At 61.5% G+C, this 15,467-nt stretch carries 24 protein-coding genes; 3 read left to right on the top strand and 21 right to left on the bottom strand.

Annotation, left to right across the window (positions count from 1 at the left end):
• Positions 1–103: 103 nt before the first annotated feature.
• From BMF89_RS16125 to BMF89_RS16115, 3 genes are all read left to right on the top strand, one after another.
• Complete coding sequence (locus BMF89_RS16125; protein WP_216353834.1) at positions 104–1,054, top strand: sugar ABC transporter permease; 951 nt, start codon at positions 104–106, stop codon at positions 1,052–1,054.
• Complete coding sequence (locus BMF89_RS16120; RefSeq protein WP_078108101.1) at positions 1,051–1,989, top strand: carbohydrate ABC transporter permease; 939 nt, start codon at positions 1,051–1,053, stop codon at positions 1,987–1,989. Before BMF89_RS16125 ends, BMF89_RS16120 begins: the two co-directional genes overlap by 4 nt.
• Positions 1,990–2,082: 93 nt before the next feature.
• A complete protein-coding gene (locus BMF89_RS16115) occupies positions 2,083–3,429 on the top strand; it encodes an ABC transporter substrate-binding protein (protein WP_078108100.1) in 1,347 nt (448 codons plus the stop codon).
• A gap of 86 nt (positions 3,430–3,515) precedes the next feature.
• Here the strand turns inward: BMF89_RS16115 and map are convergent, their stop codons facing one another.
• From map to rplD, 21 genes are all read right to left on the bottom strand, one after another.
• Positions 3,516–4,343, bottom strand: coding sequence for a type I methionyl aminopeptidase (gene map / locus BMF89_RS16110; protein ID WP_078108099.1), 828 nt, complete (start codon positions 4,341–4,343; stop codon positions 3,516–3,518).
• Between the two features lie 222 nt (positions 4,344–4,565).
• Complete coding sequence (locus tag BMF89_RS16105; RefSeq protein ID WP_171983521.1) at positions 4,566–5,135, bottom strand: adenylate kinase; 570 nt, start codon at positions 5,133–5,135, stop codon at positions 4,566–4,568.
• Between the two features lie 5 nt (positions 5,136–5,140).
• Positions 5,141–6,451: a preprotein translocase subunit SecY gene (gene secY / locus BMF89_RS16100; protein WP_078108097.1), complete on the bottom strand. Its 1,311-nt coding sequence runs from the start codon at positions 6,449–6,451 to the stop codon at positions 5,141–5,143.
• Between the two features lie 187 nt (positions 6,452–6,638).
• A complete protein-coding gene (rplO, locus tag BMF89_RS16095) occupies positions 6,639–7,121 on the bottom strand; it encodes a 50S ribosomal protein L15 (RefSeq protein ID WP_078108096.1) in 483 nt (160 codons plus the stop codon).
• Complete coding sequence (gene rpmD, locus BMF89_RS16090; protein WP_078108095.1) at positions 7,121–7,327, bottom strand: 50S ribosomal protein L30; 207 nt, start codon at positions 7,325–7,327, stop codon at positions 7,121–7,123. The genes rplO and rpmD overlap by 1 nt, the downstream gene beginning before the upstream one ends.
• 2 nt (positions 7,328–7,329) lie before the next feature.
• Positions 7,330–8,001 (bottom strand): 30S ribosomal protein S5, encoded by a 672-nt coding sequence (rpsE, locus tag BMF89_RS16085; RefSeq protein ID WP_171983517.1) that lies wholly within the window; start codon positions 7,999–8,001, stop codon positions 7,330–7,332.
• Positions 8,002–8,030: 29 nt separating this feature from the next.
• Positions 8,031–8,414 carry a 50S ribosomal protein L18 gene (gene rplR / locus BMF89_RS16080; RefSeq protein ID WP_059387369.1) on the bottom strand — a complete coding sequence of 128 codons (384 nt, stop codon included), beginning with the start codon at positions 8,412–8,414 and terminating at the stop codon, positions 8,031–8,033.
• A gap of 3 nt (positions 8,415–8,417) precedes the next feature.
• Positions 8,418–8,954, bottom strand: coding sequence for a 50S ribosomal protein L6 (rplF, locus tag BMF89_RS16075; protein WP_078108093.1), 537 nt, complete (start codon positions 8,952–8,954; stop codon positions 8,418–8,420).
• Positions 8,955–8,972: 18 nt separating this feature from the next.
• Positions 8,973–9,371, bottom strand: coding sequence for a 30S ribosomal protein S8 (gene rpsH, locus BMF89_RS16070; protein ID WP_028265096.1), 399 nt, complete (start codon positions 9,369–9,371; stop codon positions 8,973–8,975).
• Positions 9,372–9,448: 77 nt separating this feature from the next.
• Complete coding sequence (rplE, locus tag BMF89_RS16065) at positions 9,449–10,027, bottom strand: 50S ribosomal protein L5 (RefSeq protein WP_059387367.1); 579 nt, start codon at positions 10,025–10,027, stop codon at positions 9,449–9,451.
• On the bottom strand, positions 10,027–10,386 hold the full coding sequence (gene rplX / locus BMF89_RS16060) for a 50S ribosomal protein L24 (RefSeq protein ID WP_078108092.1): 360 nt from the start codon (positions 10,384–10,386) through the stop codon (positions 10,027–10,029). Before rplX ends, rplE begins: the two co-directional genes overlap by 1 nt.
• 3 nt (positions 10,387–10,389) lie before the next feature.
• Positions 10,390–10,758, bottom strand: coding sequence for a 50S ribosomal protein L14 (rplN, locus tag BMF89_RS16055; protein WP_003803789.1), 369 nt, complete (start codon positions 10,756–10,758; stop codon positions 10,390–10,392).
• 347 nt (positions 10,759–11,105) lie between these two features.
• Positions 11,106–11,405, bottom strand: a complete 300-nt coding sequence (gene rpsQ / locus BMF89_RS16050) for a 30S ribosomal protein S17 (RefSeq protein WP_059387365.1) — start codon at positions 11,403–11,405, stop codon at positions 11,106–11,108.
• Positions 11,402–11,725: a 50S ribosomal protein L29 gene (gene rpmC, locus BMF89_RS22645; RefSeq protein WP_059387364.1), complete on the bottom strand. Its 324-nt coding sequence runs from the start codon at positions 11,723–11,725 to the stop codon at positions 11,402–11,404. The genes rpsQ and rpmC overlap by 4 nt, the downstream gene beginning before the upstream one ends.
• Positions 11,726–11,727: 2 nt before the next feature.
• On the bottom strand, positions 11,728–12,144 hold the full coding sequence (gene rplP / locus BMF89_RS16040) for a 50S ribosomal protein L16 (RefSeq protein ID WP_028265101.1): 417 nt from the start codon (positions 12,142–12,144) through the stop codon (positions 11,728–11,730).
• Complete coding sequence (rpsC, locus tag BMF89_RS16035) at positions 12,145–12,981, bottom strand: 30S ribosomal protein S3 (protein WP_028265102.1); 837 nt, start codon at positions 12,979–12,981, stop codon at positions 12,145–12,147.
• Positions 12,982–13,347, bottom strand: coding sequence for a 50S ribosomal protein L22 (gene rplV / locus BMF89_RS16030; RefSeq protein WP_028265103.1), 366 nt, complete (start codon positions 13,345–13,347; stop codon positions 12,982–12,984).
• A gap of 37 nt (positions 13,348–13,384) precedes the next feature.
• Positions 13,385–13,666 carry a 30S ribosomal protein S19 gene (gene rpsS, locus BMF89_RS16025; RefSeq protein WP_018773666.1) on the bottom strand — a complete coding sequence of 94 codons (282 nt, stop codon included), beginning with the start codon at positions 13,664–13,666 and terminating at the stop codon, positions 13,385–13,387.
• Between the two features lie 12 nt (positions 13,667–13,678).
• A complete protein-coding gene (gene rplB / locus BMF89_RS16020) occupies positions 13,679–14,518 on the bottom strand; it encodes a 50S ribosomal protein L2 (RefSeq protein WP_028265104.1) in 840 nt (279 codons plus the stop codon).
• A 29-nt stretch (positions 14,519–14,547) separates the two neighbouring features.
• Positions 14,548–14,853, bottom strand: coding sequence for a 50S ribosomal protein L23 (gene rplW, locus BMF89_RS16015; protein ID WP_059387362.1), 306 nt, complete (start codon positions 14,851–14,853; stop codon positions 14,548–14,550).
• Entirely contained in the window at positions 14,850–15,467 is a 618-nt protein-coding gene (gene rplD / locus BMF89_RS16010) for a 50S ribosomal protein L4 (RefSeq protein ID WP_059387361.1), read from the bottom strand. The genes rplW and rplD overlap by 4 nt, the downstream gene beginning before the upstream one ends.

Below are 15,467 nucleotides of genomic sequence, written 5' to 3'. Positions count from 1 at the left end.
TGACAGGTGTTTCCGTGTGGTGAGGTAAAACTAGCCGCCCCCCTTTGACCCGATAGTTCGGGTCCGGCGCGCCCCGATATCTGCAAACCGTTAGAGACCTCCCATGACAAGACAACTCACAGGCAGCCCCGCGGCCACCGCGCAGGCTGTCCCGGCCCCTCAGCGCCGGGGACGCTGGTCCGGCCGAACCCGACGAGACTTCTTTGTGTTCCTGGCACTGGCCCTGCCGAACTTGGCGCTGATCGCGGTGTTCACGTATCTGCCCTTGATCAACAACATGTACTACTCAACCCTCGACTGGACCTTGGGCTCCACCTCAGCCACCGTCGTGGGCCTTGACAACTATGTCGCCTTCTTCACCAGCTCCGACGCTCCGCAAGTACTTGGCACCACCCTCGTCTTCACCGCGGTCACCGTCGGCGGTTCCATGGTGCTGGGCCTCTTGGTGGCCCTCGCCTTGAACGCGAAGGTCCGCGGCACCACATTTGCGCGTTCAGCGGTCTTCGCCCCCTACGTCCTCAGCGGCGTGGGTGTCGGCCTCGTGTGGCTGTTCATCTTCGACCCCGGATACGGCGTGCTGTCTTGGATGCTCCGCGGCATCGGCCAGCAAAGCCCGCAGTGGATCAACGATCCACAGCTCTCCCTCGTGATGGTCATCATCGTCTACGTCTGGAAGAACCTCGGCTATTGCGCGGTCGTCTACCTTGCCGGGCTCCAGTCACTCCCGAAGGACGTCATGGAGGCAGCATCCCTTGATGGAGCCAACGGCGTCCGCCGCTTCATGAGCATTTCCGTTCCGCTGCTCTCGCCCACCACCTTCTTCCTCCTGATCACCACGATGATCAGCTCGCTTCAGGCCTTTGACCTGATCCGGATCATGACACCGCTGGGCAACGGCACCAGCACGCTGATCTACGAGGCGTATCTGCAAGCCTTCGGCGCCTACAACCGCGCCGGCTACTCCGCCGCCATCTCAGTGGTGCTCTTCGCCATCCTGCTCATCATCACCGTGCTCCAGTTGCGGTTCGTCGAACGGAAGGTGCACTACTCATGAGCACGCTCTCTCCCGTCAGCCCAAACCCCGCTAGCGGCGTCGGGGCCCTGAAAGCTCCCGACGGCGGTCCGGATCTCCCAGCGCGGCGCGACAAGCCCTTCTCCCGCGCAAACCTGGTCCAGACACTGGCCGGAGGCTACATCCCGCTGATCGTGGCCACGCTCGTGGTGGTCCTGCCGCTGTTGTGGATGGTATTGAGTTCTTTCAAGCAGCCGGGCGAAATCGTCACCACTGATCTCAAGATCCTGCCGCAAGGCCTGAACCTCGAGAACTACCACACGGCCATGACCACGGTGCCGTTCGCGCGGTTCTTCCTGAACAGCCTCATCGTCACCACGGTCGGCTCCACGGTCAAGGTGATCCTGGCCATCCTGACGGCATACGCCCTGGTTTTTGTCCGCTTCCCGTTCAAGAACATCATCTTCGTGGTGATCCTCGTGGCCCTGATGGTGCCGCCGCAGGTGTCGATCCTCCCCAACTACATCCTGATCGCTGGGATCGGCGGGAAGAACACCCTGTGGGGGATCATTCTTCCGGGACTCGGCACGGCCTTTGGAACTTTCCTCCTTCGCCAGCATTTCAAGACCCTTCCGGGCTCCATCCTCGAAGCCGCGGAAATCGACGGCGCCGGCCATTGGCGCAGGCTGTGGCAAGTTGTCGTTCCCGTCTCGCTCCCGTCCATCGCCACCGTTGCCCTCGTCACGGTGGTCAGCGAATGGAACGACTACATCTGGCCGCTCATCATCACCGACCGGCCGGAAACCATGACCCTCCCGGTCGGCCTGACCCTGCTTCAGAACTCTGAAGGAAACGGCGCCGGCTGGGGGATCCTGATGGCCGGCGCAGTCCTGGTGATCATCCCCATCCTCCTGGTCTTCGCAGCGTTGCAGCGCTACATCGTTGCCGGGCTCACCCAGGGCAGCGTCACGGGCTAGCAACACCGCACCATCCACCGCGGCCCTCCCCGAACCCCGGCCGCACTGTTCGAACACAACCTCAACACCTTTGCATCCTTGAGAGGACCAACCATGGCAATGAACCTTGACCGTAGAAACTTCCTGGGGCTCGCAGGACTCGGAGTCGGCGCCGCAGCCCTGGCAGCATGCGGCGGTCCGTCGACCAGCGGCAGCGGAGCGAGCAGCAGCCCTTCGGACATCGACTTCACCGGCGTCAAGCCGGCCGGTTCGTTCGACTTCTGGACCAGCCACCCCGGGCAGTCCCAGGCCGTCGAGCAATCGATCATCGACAAGTTCCAAGCGAAATTCCCGGACATCAAAGTGAACCTCGTGACGGCAGGCGCCAACTACGAGGAAATCGCCCAGAAGTTCCAGACCTCCCAGGCTGCAAAGTCGGCCCTCCCCGGCCTCGTAGTGCTCTCCGACGTCTGGTGGTTCCGCTACTACACGAACGGCAACATCATTCCGTTGGACGGACTCATCAAGCAGCTGGACGTCAAGATTGACGACTTCCAGAAGTCCCTCGTTGCGGACTACCAATACGCCAACAAGCAGTGGGCGCTCCCCTACGGCCGCTCCACGCCGCTCTTCTACTACAACAAGGACCACTTCAAGGCCGCCGGCCTTCCGGACCGGGCTCCGAAGACGTGGCAGGAGTTCGCCGACTGGGCCCCGAAGCTTCAGGCCAGCTCGGGCGCAAAGTACGCCTACATCTACCCCGCCCTCGCCGGATACGCCGGCTGGACCCTGCAGAACAACCTGTGGGGCTGGGGCGGCAGCTGGTCCAACGGGTGGACCATCAACTGCGATTCCACCGAGTCGGTCGCGGCGCTGCAGTGGGCCCAGGACTCCATCTACAAGGACAAGTGGGCCGGCGTCTCCTCCAAGAACGCCGCGGACGACTTCGCCGCAGGCATCACCTCCACCACGATCTCCTCAACCGGAGACCTGTTGGGCGTGCTGAAGTCCGCCAAGTTCAACGTCGGCGTCGGCTTCCTGCCGGGCGGACCCAAGGCAGAGACCAACGTCTGCCCCACCGGCGGCGCCGGACTCGGCATTCCCAGCGGTGTCAGCAAGGAAGTCCAGCTCGCGGCTGCCACCTTCCTGAAGTTCATGACCGAACCGGAGAACACCGCAGCATTCTCCGCCGCGACGGGCTACATGCCTACGCGCGTCTCCGCGGACATGACCGCCGTCCTGGCCAAGACCCCGCAGATCAAGACGGCCATGGACCAGCTCGCAGTGACCAAGGTGCAGGACAACGCCCGCGTATTCCTGCCGGGCGCCGACCAGGAAATGGCCAAGGCTGCCGCGAAGATCCTCACCCAGCAAGGCGATGTCAAGGCCACCATGACGGACCTCAAGGCAACACTCGATGGCATTTACACCAAGGACGTAAAGCCCAAGCTCAAGAGCTAGCTAACTCCCCTGATGCGCAAAATCCCTGGCGACACCGGAATTCCGGAGTCGCCAGGGATTTTGCGTATCGGTTCCCGGCCCGGACGTCAGGGAATCGGAACGGGCACGACGCCGAGCGGCACCAGCTGCTCCGCACCGCCGTCGGGCGCGGAAAGCACCCAGATGCCCTTTTCGTGGACGGCGACCGAGTGCTCCCACTGGCACGAACGCTTGCCGTCAGTGGTCACCACGGTCCAGTCGTCGTCGAGGGTTGCCGTTTCGATGCTGCCGCGGACGAGCATGGGTTCAATCGCGAGGCACAGTCCCGGCCTGATCTTCGGGCCGCGGTGCGTGGTGCGGTAGTTCAACACGTCAGGGGCCATGTGCATCTCGGAACCGATGCCGTGGCCGACGTAGTCTTCCAGGATGCCGAGCGGTTTCCCCGGTACGGACGAGACGTAGTCATCCACGGCGTTGCCGATATCGCCCACGAACTTGCCCTTCGCCAAAGCAGCGATTCCACGCCACATGGCGGCCTGGGTGACATCCGAGAGCCGCTGGTCTTCAGGATCCGCCGCACCGACTATCACGGTGCGCGCCGAGTCGGAGTGCCAACCGTCCACGATTGCTCCGCCATCAATCGAGATGATGTCCCCGTCCTGGAGGACGCGGTCACCGGGAATGCCGTGGACTACCTCCTCGTTGACGGACGTGCAGATGGTGGCCGGGAAGCCGTGGTAACCGAGGAAATTCGACTTCGCTCCAGCGTCGATGAGGACCGCCGCAAACACGGCGTCGATCTCGCGCGTGGTCACGCCTGGTTTCGCAGCTTCAACGGCCGCGTCGAGCGCTCTGCTGAGGACCAATCCGGCCTCGTGCATCTTGCGCATTTGCTCGTTGGTCTTGTATTCGATGCGGGGCTGGCCGAACGCCATGGTCTCCTCTTGTCGTGTACTGCTTGTAGTGGGCTGCAGAAGCAGATCACCCTCTGATCCCCTATTTTCCCGCATCCGCGCCCGTGCCGGAAACCGGAGCCGCAAACGTGCCGGAGGCCTCACGATGCGCGGTCCGGGAGGGGTGCAGAAAAGGGCGTGTCCCGCGTCCGGAGTATTTCACTCCGGATGCGGGACACGCCCTTTTCACGAGTCATACGGCAACTAGACCGCCTTGGCAGCCTCGATGGCCAGCAACACACGGTCCGTGACCTCGTCGATGCCGCCAATGCCATCGACTCGGGTCAGGATGCCGCGGTCGGCATACTTGGCCACGACGGCCTCGGTCTGCTCGTGGTAAAGGTCCAGGCGGTGGCGGATGACACCTTCGTTGTCGTCCGAGCGCCCGGTCTCCTTGGCGCGGCCCAGCAAGCGTGAAACAAGTTCCTCGTCGTCGGCCGTCAGCTGAAGCACGACGTCGAGCTTCTCTTCGGTGTCGGCGAGGATCTGGTCCAGGTATTCCACCTGGGCGGTGGTGCGCGGGTACCCGTCGAGCAGGAACCCGTTCTCGACGTCGCTCTCGCTCAGCCGGTCGCGGACCATCTTGTTGGTGACGCTGTCCGGAACGAAATCGCCGGCGTCCATGTACTTCTTGGCTTCGATACCCAGCGGGGTTTCGCCCTTGACGTTTGCACGGAAGATGTCGCCGGTGGAAATGGCGACTACGCCCAAGCGCCCGGAAATCCGCTCGGCTTGGGTTCCCTTGCCCGAACCCGGGGGTCCAATGATCAGCATTCTCGTCATCGCAAAAGCCCTTCGTAGTGACGTTGTTGTAGCTGCGCATCAATCTGCTTGACGGTTTCCAGGCCCACACCAACCATGATCAGAATTGACGTGCCACCGAACGGGAAGTTCTGGTTGGCGCTGATCAGGACAAGTGCGACCAGCGGAATCAACGCCACGAAGCCCAGGTAGAAGGCTCCGGGGAGGGTGATCCTGGAAAGCACGTACTGCAGGTAGTCCGCGGTCGGTTTACCCGCCCGGATGCCCGGAATGAACCCGCCGTACTTCTTCATGTTGTCCGAGACCTCTTCAGGGTTGAAGGTGATCGCGACGTAGAAGTAGGTGAAGAACACAATCATGACGAAGTACAGCGCCATGTAGATGGGGTGGTCGCCCTTGGTGAGGTTGTTGTTGATCCACTCAACCCACGGGGCGATGGACTCCCCGGCCTTCGGCTGGTTGAACTGCGCAATCAGCCCCGGCAGGTAGAGCATGGAGGAAGCGAAGATGACGGGCACGACGCCGGCCATGTTCACCTTGACGGGGATGTACGTGCTTGTCCCGCCGACAGTGCGCCGGCCGATCATACGCTTCGCGTACTGGACCGGAATGCGCCGCTGTGACTGCTCCACGAAGACCACGAGGGCCACGGTCACGAGACCGATCGCCAACACCGTGAAGAAGGTGCCCGGTCCCTTGGAATTCCAGATGGCGCCAAGGGAGGTCGGGAAACCGGCTGCGATGGACGTGAAGATGAGCAGGGACATACCGTTGCCCACGCCCTTCTCGGTCACAAGTTCGCCCATCCACATGATGAGTCCGGTACCAGCCGTCAAGGTGATGACCACAAGAATCGTGGCAATGATGCTCGTGTCCGGGATGATCGGGAGCTGGCAGTTGGGCAGCAGCTGCCCGGAGCGAGCCAGCGATACCAAAGTGGTGGCGTTCAGCAGGCCCAGCGCAATGGTCAGATAACGCGTGTACTGCGTCAGCTTCGACTGGCCCGAGGCACCTTCGTCATACAGCTGCTGGAACCGCGGAATGACCACGCGGAGCAGCTGCACGATGATGCTGGCCGTGATGTACGGCATGATCCCCAGGGCAAAGATCGAAACCTGCAGCAGTGCACCACCGCTGAACAGGTTGACGAGCTGGTAGAGGCCGCCCTGGTCCTGATTGCTTGACAAACATTGCTGAACATTTTGGTAGCTCACACCAGGCGAGGGGATAAAAGCTCCCAAGCGGAAGATTGTGATGATTCCCAGCGTGAACAACAACTTGCGTCGCAGATCAGGCGTCCGAAATGCCCGGCCGAATGCGCTTAGCAAGCGTCCTCCTGAGTTAAAAGTCCAAGGGTGTCGAAAGGGGTCATTGAAACCCAACACCCGAGTCTAACGGTTTGATGCGCGATGCGAACAATCGAGGGGTGCGCGCCATATGAAAAAACTCCCGGCGCGAGGGGCCGAAGCCCTCCACACCGGGAGTCTTTCACAGCGGGCGATAGCCCCAGAGCCCTTAGAGGGCAGTGGTGGTTCCGCCTGCTGCTGCGATCTTCTCAGCAGCGCTGGAGGAGAAAGCGTGGGCGGTGACGTCAACCTTGACGGTGATGTCGCCGGTGCCCAGCACCTTGACGGGCTGGTTCTTGCGAACGGCACCCTTCTCAACCAGTGCCTCGACGGTGACAGCGCCACCTTCCGGGAACAGCTCGTTGAGCTTGTCCAGGTTCACAACCTGGAACTCAACCCGGAACGGGTTCTTGAAGCCGCGAAGCTTCGGCAGGCGCATGTGCAGCGGCAGCTGGCCGCCGGCAAAGCCAGCCTTGACCTGGTAGCGGGCCTTCGTACCCTTGGTACCGCGACCGGCGGTCTTACCCTTGGAGCCTTCACCACGACCAACACGGGTCTTGGCAGTCTTGGCACCGGGGGCGGGACGCAGGTGGTGGACCTTCAGAGTGTTCTGCTTGTCGGCAGCCTCTGCGGCAGTCTTGTTCTCAGCCATTACTTCGCCTCCTCTACATTCACGAGGTGCGGAACCGTGTTGAGCATTCCGACAGTCACGGCGTCGGCGCTGCGGACAACGGTGTGTCCGATGCGCTTGAGGCCGAGGGACCGCAGGGTTTCACGCTGGTTCTGCTTGGCGCCGATGACGCCCTTGATCTGGGTGATCTCCAACTGAGCGTCGGAGGGAGTCAGGTTCTTAGCCATGACTAGACACCTGCCTTCTGGTTCTGGAGTGCGCGCACCAGAGCAGCAGGAGCAACCTCGTCCAGCGGCAGGCCACGGCGGGCTGCCACGGAAGCGGGCTCTTCCAGTCGCTTCAGGGCGTCAACAGTCGCGTGAACGATGTTGATGGCGTTCGAGGAACCGAGCGACTTGGAGAGAACGTCGTGGATACCGACGCATTCCAGTACCGCGCGGACCGGACCACCGGCGATAACACCGGTACCCGGGGAAGCCGGACGCAGCATGACAACGCCTGCTGCGGCCTCACCCTGCACGCGGTGCGGGATGGTGTTGCCAACGCGGGGAACGCGGAAGAAGGACTTCTTAGCCTCTTCAACGCCCTTCGCGATAGCTGCCGGAACTTCCTTCGCCTTGCCGTAGCCAACGCCAACCAGGCCGTTGCCGTCACCGACGACGACGAGTGCGGTGAAGCTGAAGCGACGACCACCCTTGACGACCTTGGCAACACGGTTGATGGTTACAACGCGCTCTACGAACTGGCTCTTCTCGGCCTCGCGACCGCCGTCGCGGCCACCACGGCCACCACGGTCGCCGCGGCCCTGGCCACGGTCACCACGCTCGCCACGACGGCCGCCGCGGCGGTCGTCGGTGGCAGCAGCAGTCTCAGTTGCCTCAGCAGCTGCAGCTTCAGTCACCTGAATGTCCTTTTCGTTATTCTCAACGGTCACAGTGCCAGCCCACCTTCACGTGCGCCGTCAGCGACGGCGGCGATCCGGCCGTGGTACTTGTTACCACCGCGGTCGAAGACAACAGCTTCGATGCCTGCAGCCTTGGCACGCCCGGCAACGAGCTCGCCGACGCGCTTGGCCTTGGCAGTCTTGTCGCCGTCGAATGCACGAAGGTCAGCTTCCAAAGTGGAAGCGTAAGCCACGGTTACACCCTTGCTGTCATCGACAACCTGGACGAAGATGTGGCGTGCGGAGCGGTTGACGACCAGACGAGGACGAACAGCCGTGCCGGTGATGCGCTTGCGGATACGAAGCTGGCGACGGCTGCGTGCAGCAGACTTGCTCTTGTTCGTACGCTTCTTGTTAATTGCGATGGCCATGGTTTACTTACCAGCCTTTCCGACCTTGCGGCGGATAACTTCGCCGGCGTAACGGACACCCTTGCCCTTGTAGGGGTCGGGCTTGCGCAGCTTGCGAATGTTGGCAGCAACCTCGCCGACCTGCTGCTTTGAGATACCAGCGACGGAGAGCTTGGTCGGCCCCTCCACCGTGAAGGTGATGCCTTCCGGAGCGGAGACATTGACCGGGTGGCTGAAGCCGAGAGCGAACTCAAGGTCAGAACCCTTGGCCTGAACGCGGTAACCGGTACCAACGATTTCAAGCTTCTTTTCGTAGCCCTTGGTGACGCCCTCGATCATGTTGGCGATCAGGGTACGGGTCAGGCCGTGCAGGGAACGCGAAGCGCGCTCGTCGTTCGGGCGGGTGACAGTCAAGGTGCTTTCGTCCAGGGTGACCTCGATCGGGCTGGCTACAATGTGGCTCAGCTCGCCTTTGGTGCCCTTGACGTTGATGACAGAGCCATCAACCTTAACTTCAACGCCGGCAGGAACGGTGATGGGGAGACGTCCAATACGTGACATTATTCTCTTCCTTTCCCGTTACCAGACGTACGCGAGGACTTCGCCGCCCACGCCCTTCTTGCCGGCCTGCTTGTCAGTCAGGAGGCCGGAAGAGGTGGACAGGATTGCGATACCCAGGCCACCCAGCACGTGAGGCAGGTTGGTGGACTTCGCGTAAACGCGGAGACCAGGCTTGGAAATGCGGCGGACACCAGCAATCGAACGCTCGCGGTTCGGACCGAACTTGAGGTCGATGGTCAGCTTCTTGCCGACTTCGGCTTCCTCTTCCTTCCAAGCAGCGATGTAGCCTTCTGCCTTCAGGATGTCGGCAACGCGTGCCTTGAGCTTGCTGTACGGCATGCTCACGGTGTCGTGGTATGCCGAGTTGGCGTTGCGCAGACGCGTAAGCATGTCTGCGACAGGATCTGTCATAGTCATTGTGGGCTCTTGCCCTTCCTCGTAATGGTTTCCGCGTGGGCTACAAAGCAGCCGCGGCCGGACCTACTACGTAGTTATTAGTCTTCGGATTTGAACGGGAAGCCAAGTGCCTTGAGCAGCGCACGGCCTTCGTCATCGGTCTTTGCAGTGGTGACAACCGTGATGTCCATACCGCGAACGCGGTCGATGGAGTCCTGGTCGATTTCGTGGAACATAACCTGCTCGGTCAGACCGAAGGTGTAGTTGCCGTTGCCGTCGAACTGCTTGCCGTTGAGGCCGCGGAAGTCGCGGATACGGGGCAGTGCGAGGGTGACGAGGCGGTCCACGAATTCCCACATACGGTCCCCACGCAGAGTTGCGTGTGCACCGATGGGCATGCCTTCGCGCAGCTTGAACTGTGCAATCGACTTGCGGGCCTTGGTTACCTGCGGCTTCTGGCCGGTGATCAGGGTGAGGTCGCGGACAGCGCCGTCGATCAGCTTGGAGTCCTTGGCGGCATCTCCAACACCCATGTTCACAACAACCTTCACCAGGCGGGGAACCTGGTTCACGTTCTCGTACTTGAATTCCTCAACCAGGGTCTGCTTGATGGAATCGGCGTACTTCGTCTTCAGACGCGGAACGATCTTCGCTGGAGTCTCGAGAGTCTCAGTCATTAGATGTCCTTCCCGGATGCCTTGGACACGCGGACACGGACGGTCTTGGAGACGCCGTCCTTCTCCACGGTCTCGAGACGGAAACCAACGCGGGTCGGCTTCTTGGTCGAGGGGTCAACAAGAGCAACGTTGGAGACGTGGATCGGGGCCTCAACGACCTCGATGCCACCGGTCTTGGTGCCGCGCTGCGACTGACCGACCTTGGTGTGCTTGGTGACTCGGTTGATGCCTTCTACGAGGAGGCGGTTGGCCTCCGGGTAAACGCGCAAGACCTTGCCCTGCTTGCCGCGGTCGCCGCCGCGCTCCTGCTTGGCTCCGGTGATGACCTGAACGAGGTCACCCTTCTTGATTTTAGCCATGGACTAAAGCACCTCCGGGGCCAGGGAGACGATCTTCATGAACTTCTTGTCACGGAGTTCACGACCAACCGGGCCGAAGATACGGGTACCGCGGGGGTCGCCGTCGTTCTTCAGAATCACAGCTGCGTTCTCGTCAAACTTGATGTAGGAACCATCCGCACGGCGGCGTTCCTTCTTGGTACGAACGATGACAGCCTTGACGACGTCACCCTTCTTTACGTTGCCGCCCGGGATAGCGTCCTTGACGGTTGCGACAATGACGTCGCCAATGCCTGCGTAGCGACGGCCGGATCCACCGAGAACGCGAATGGTAAGGATTTCCTTAGCACCCGTGTTGTCGGCGACCTTCAGTCGCGACTCCTGCTGAATCAATTTTTACTCCTTGCGTCGCGCCGGTTCTCAGACCGAAATGGAGCATACGGAATGAGCCTTGCGGAACGGTTGATCGGGGTGTCTCTTGACCTGCCTGGATTTTGCCAGAGCAGGCCTAAACTCCCGTGCCGCCAGCATCAGCTTCCCTTGCGGAAATAACTGCGCGGGGCAGTATGCCGCGGCACGATTGTTTACGAGGTGGTTGTTGACGCACAACTGGCGCCATACAAACTCAATATCCTAGCACGTTTTATGCTAGGGACCGAAACGCGGAAAGGCCCGCATTCCTTCCGGAATACGGGCCTTCCACCAATCCATATCGCTGCCGGACAAAGCCCGGCGCGGGATTACTTAGCCTTTTCGAGGATCTCGACCAGGCGCCACCGCTTTGTAGCGGACAGCGGGCGGGTCTCAGAGATCAGAACGAGGTCGCCGATGCCGGCGGTGTTCTGCTCGTCGTGAGCCTTGATCTTCGAGGTGCGGCGAATGACCTTGCCGTACAGAGCGTGCTTCACGCGGTCTTCGACCTGAACAACGATGGTCTTTTCCATCTTGTCAGAGACAACGTAGCCGCGACGCGTCTTACGGTAACCGCGCTGTTCGGCGCTGGCTGCTGCTTCCGTCACAGTTTCCTTCTGTTCGCTCACTTGGCGTCCTCTCCAGCCTCGGCTTCGGCCTTTTCAGCCTTGGCTTCTGCCTTCTTGGACTTCTTTTCTTCCTTGGCTTCCACAACCGGTGCGGCAACCTCGGCACGAATGCCCAGCTCGCGCTCACGGAGAACGGTGTAGATGCGTGCGATGTCCTTCTTTACCGCGCGCAGACGACCGTGGTTCTCCAGCTGTCCGGTGGCGGACTGGAAACGCAGGTTGAACAGCTCTTCCTTGGACTTGCGGAGTTCTTCAACGAGACGCTCGTTGTCGAAACCGTCCAGCTGTGCGGGTGCGAGATCCTTCGACCCTACTGCCATTTCTATTCACCACCTTCGCGACGCACAATGCGTGCCTTCAACGGCAGCTTGTGGATTGCCAGGCGCAGTGCCTCGCGAGCTACCTCTTCATTGACACCGGCGAGCTCGAAGAGAACGCGGCCCGGCTTGACGTTTGCGACCCACCATTCCGGAGAACCCTTGCCGGAACCCATGCGGGTTTCGGCCGGCTTCTTCGTCAGCGGACGGTCCGGATAAATGTTGATCCAGACCTTGCCGCCACGCTTGATGTGGCGGGTCATCGCGATACGGGCAGACTCGATCTGACGGTTCGTGACGTAGGCCGGGCTCAGCGCCTGGATGCCGTACTCACCGAAAGTGACCTTGGTGCCGCCCGTTGCAGCGCCGGAACGACCCGGGTGGTGCTGCTTACGGTGCTTGACTCGACGTGGGATAAGCATTTAAGCCTGTCCTCCTTCTGCTGCGGGAGCAGCAGCTTCAGCTGCCGGAGCCTCTGCAGCAACAGGTGCTGCGTCAGCTGCCGGACGGTCGGTACGACGACGGCGGTCACCACGGTCGGCGCCACCCGGGCGGCCCGGGCGGTCGCTCGGACCACGGCCGCGGGACGGAGCAGCAGCTGCCTGCTGAGCCAGTTCCTTGGCAGTGACGTCGCCCTTGTAGATCCAGACCTTCACGCCGATGCGGCCGAAGGTGGTCTTGGCTTCGTAGAAGCCGTAGTCGATGTTCGCACGCAGGGTGTGCAGCGGCACACGGCCTTCGCGGTAGAACTCCGAGCGGGACATTTCTGCGCCACCCAGTCGACCGGAGCAAGCAATACGGATACCCTTGGCACCCGCACGCTGTGCGGACTGCATGGCCTTCTTCATCGCACGGCGGAAAGCCACGCGGGAAGTCAGCTGCTCAGCAACGCCCTGGGCAACAAGCTGGGCTTCCATCTCGGGGTTCTTGACCTCGAGGATGTTCAGCTGGACCTGCTTGCCGGTGAGCTTTTCGAGCTCGCCGCGAATGCGGTCCGCCTCTGCGCCGCGGCGGCCGATGACGATGCCCGGGCGAGCCGTGTGGATGTCCACGCGGACACGGTCACGGGTGCGCTCGATTTCGACCTTGGCGATGCCAGCGCGCTCCATGCCCGTGGACATGAGCTGGCGGATGCGGATGTCTTCGCGAACGAAGTCCTTGTACCGCTGGCCAGCCTTGGTGCTGTCAGCAAACCAGTGCGATACGTGATCGGTGGTGATGCCGAGTCGGAACCCGTGCGGGTTTACTTTCTGTCCCACTTAGCGAGCCTCCTCTTTCTCCGGGGTAGCGACTACCACGGTGATGTGGCTCGTGCGCTTCTTGATCTGAAATGCGCGACCCTGAGCACGCGGCTGGAACCGCTTCATGGTCGGGCCTTCATCAACAAACGCTTCGCTGATGTAGAGGTCTCCTTCGTCAAAGGCAACGCCGTCGCGGTCCGCGAGGACCCGTGCGTTTGCCATTGCCGACTGAACTACCTTGAATACCGGCTCCGAAGCTGCCTGTTCGGCGAACTTCAGAATTGCCAGAGCCTCATTCGCTTGCTTACCACGAACAAGGTTGACGACGCGCCGGGCCTTCATAGGCGTTACGCGGATGTGACGCGCAATAGCCTTGGCTTCCATTGCTTTCCTTCTCTCGTCTTAGCCGTAGAGCGAGCGCCTAGCGGCGCTTGCCCTTACGGTCGTCCTTGACATGGCCGCGGAATGTCCGCGTGGGAGCGAATTCGCCGAGCTTGTGCCCGACCATCGACTCAGTGACAAACACCGGAATGTGCTTGCGTCCATCGTGAACGGCAATCGTGTGACCCAGCATGTCCGGGACGATCATCGAACGGCGGGACCAGGTCTTGATGACGTTCTTGGTGCCCTTTTCGTTTTCCCTGGCGACCTTCACAAAGAGGTGCTGGTCTACGAAAGGACCTTTTTTCAGGCTGCGTGGCATGTGTCCAGGCTCCTATCGCTTGTTCTTGCCAGTACGGCGGCGACGAACAATAAGCTTGTCGCTCTCTTTGTTGGGGCGGCGGGTGCGGCCTTCACGCTTACCGTTCGGGTTGACCGGGTGACGTCCACCGGAAGTCTTACCTTCACCACCACCGTGCGGGTGGTCGACCGGGTTCATGGCGACACCACGGACGGTCGGGCGAACGCCCTTCCAGCGCATACGGCCGGCCTTGCCCCAGTTGATGTTCGACTGCTCGGCGTTGCCGACCTCGCCGACGGTTGCGCGGCAGCGCACGTCAACGTTGCGGATTTCACCGGAGGGCAGACGCAGCTGGGCGAAACGGCCTTCCTTGGCGACGAGCTGAACCGAAGCACCTGCGGAACGGGCCATCTTGGCGCCGCCACCCGGACGCAGTTCAACTGCGTGGATGGTGGTACCAACCGGGATGTTGCGCAGCGGCAGGTTGTTGCCCGGCTTGATGTCAGCGTCGGGGCCAGCCTCGACGAAGTCACCCTGGGACAGCTTGTTCGGGGCGATGATGTAACGCTTGGTGCCATCAACGTAGTGCAGGAGGGCGATGCGAGCCGTGCGGTTCGGATCGTACTCGATTTCGGCAACGCGGGCGTTGACGCCGTCTTTGTCGTGACGACGGAAGTCGATCAGACGGTACTGGCGCTTGTGGCCACCACCCTTGTGACGGGTAGTGATCTTACCGGTGTTGTTACGGCCGCCAGTCTTGTGCAGCGGACGCAGCAACGACTTTTCCGGAGTCGATCGCGTGATTTCGGAGAAGTCGGCTACACTCGAGCCGCGACGGCCCGGGGTAGTCGGCTTGTATTTACGGATTCCCATAATTCATTTCCTCGTTAAAGTGGTCTCCGCTACGCGAGCGGACCGCCGAAGATGTCGATTGTGCCTTCTTTGAGGGTGACAATTGCACGCTTGGTGCTCTTGCGCTGTCCCCAGCCGAATTTGGTCCGCTTGCGCTTACCGGCACGGTTGATGGTGTTGATCGATTCGACCTTGACGGAGAAAATCTTCTCCACGGCCAGCTTGATCTCGGTCTTGTTCGAGCGGGGGTCCACCAGGAAGGTGTACTTGCCCTCGTCGATCAGGCCGTAGCTTTTTTCCGAAACGACGGGTGCAATGACGACGTCGCGCGGGTCTTTGATGGTGGCTGCACTCACTTGGCATCCTCCTCGTTCTTTGCCTTGTCAGCGATGAAAGCCTCGAACGCAGCCTTGGTGAAGACAACGTCGTCGGAAACCAGCACGTCGTAGGTGTTCAGCTGGTCTGCGTACAGAACGTGAACATCTGCGAGGTTGCGCACGGACAGTGCGGCAACGTCGTTGGCGCGCTCGATAACAACGAGCAGGTTCCGACGCTCGGAGACTGCACGCAACGCGGCGAGTGCTGCCTTGGAGGACGGCTTGGTGCCGGCGACCAGTTCAGAAACGACGTGGATGCGGCCGTTACGGGCGCGGTCGGACAGGGCGCCACGCAGTGCGGCAGCCTTCATCTTCTTGGGGGTCCGCTGGCTGTAGTCACGCGGCGTCGGGCCGTGGACGATGCCACCACCGGTCATGTGGGGAGCACGGATGGAACCCTGACGGGCGCGGCCGGTGCCCTTCTGCTTGAACGGCTTGCGGCCTGCACCGGAAACTTCGGCGCGGGTCTTGGTCTTGTGGGTACCCTGGCGAGCAGCAGCGAGCTGTGCGACGACGACCTGGTGCAGCAGCGGCACGTTGGTCTGGACGTCGAAGATCTCTGCAGGCAGGTCTACCTTGACAGTGCTAGTCAT

Origin of the sequence: Arthrobacter sp. SRS-W-1-2016 (genome assembly GCF_002009585.1) — a bacterium.
In the GTDB taxonomy this organism is placed as follows: Bacteria; Actinomycetota; Actinomycetes; order Actinomycetales; family Micrococcaceae; genus Arthrobacter; species Arthrobacter bambusae_A.
Note: the sequence above shows the minus strand (reverse complement) of the source record. Positions and strands in the feature narration are given on the sequence as shown.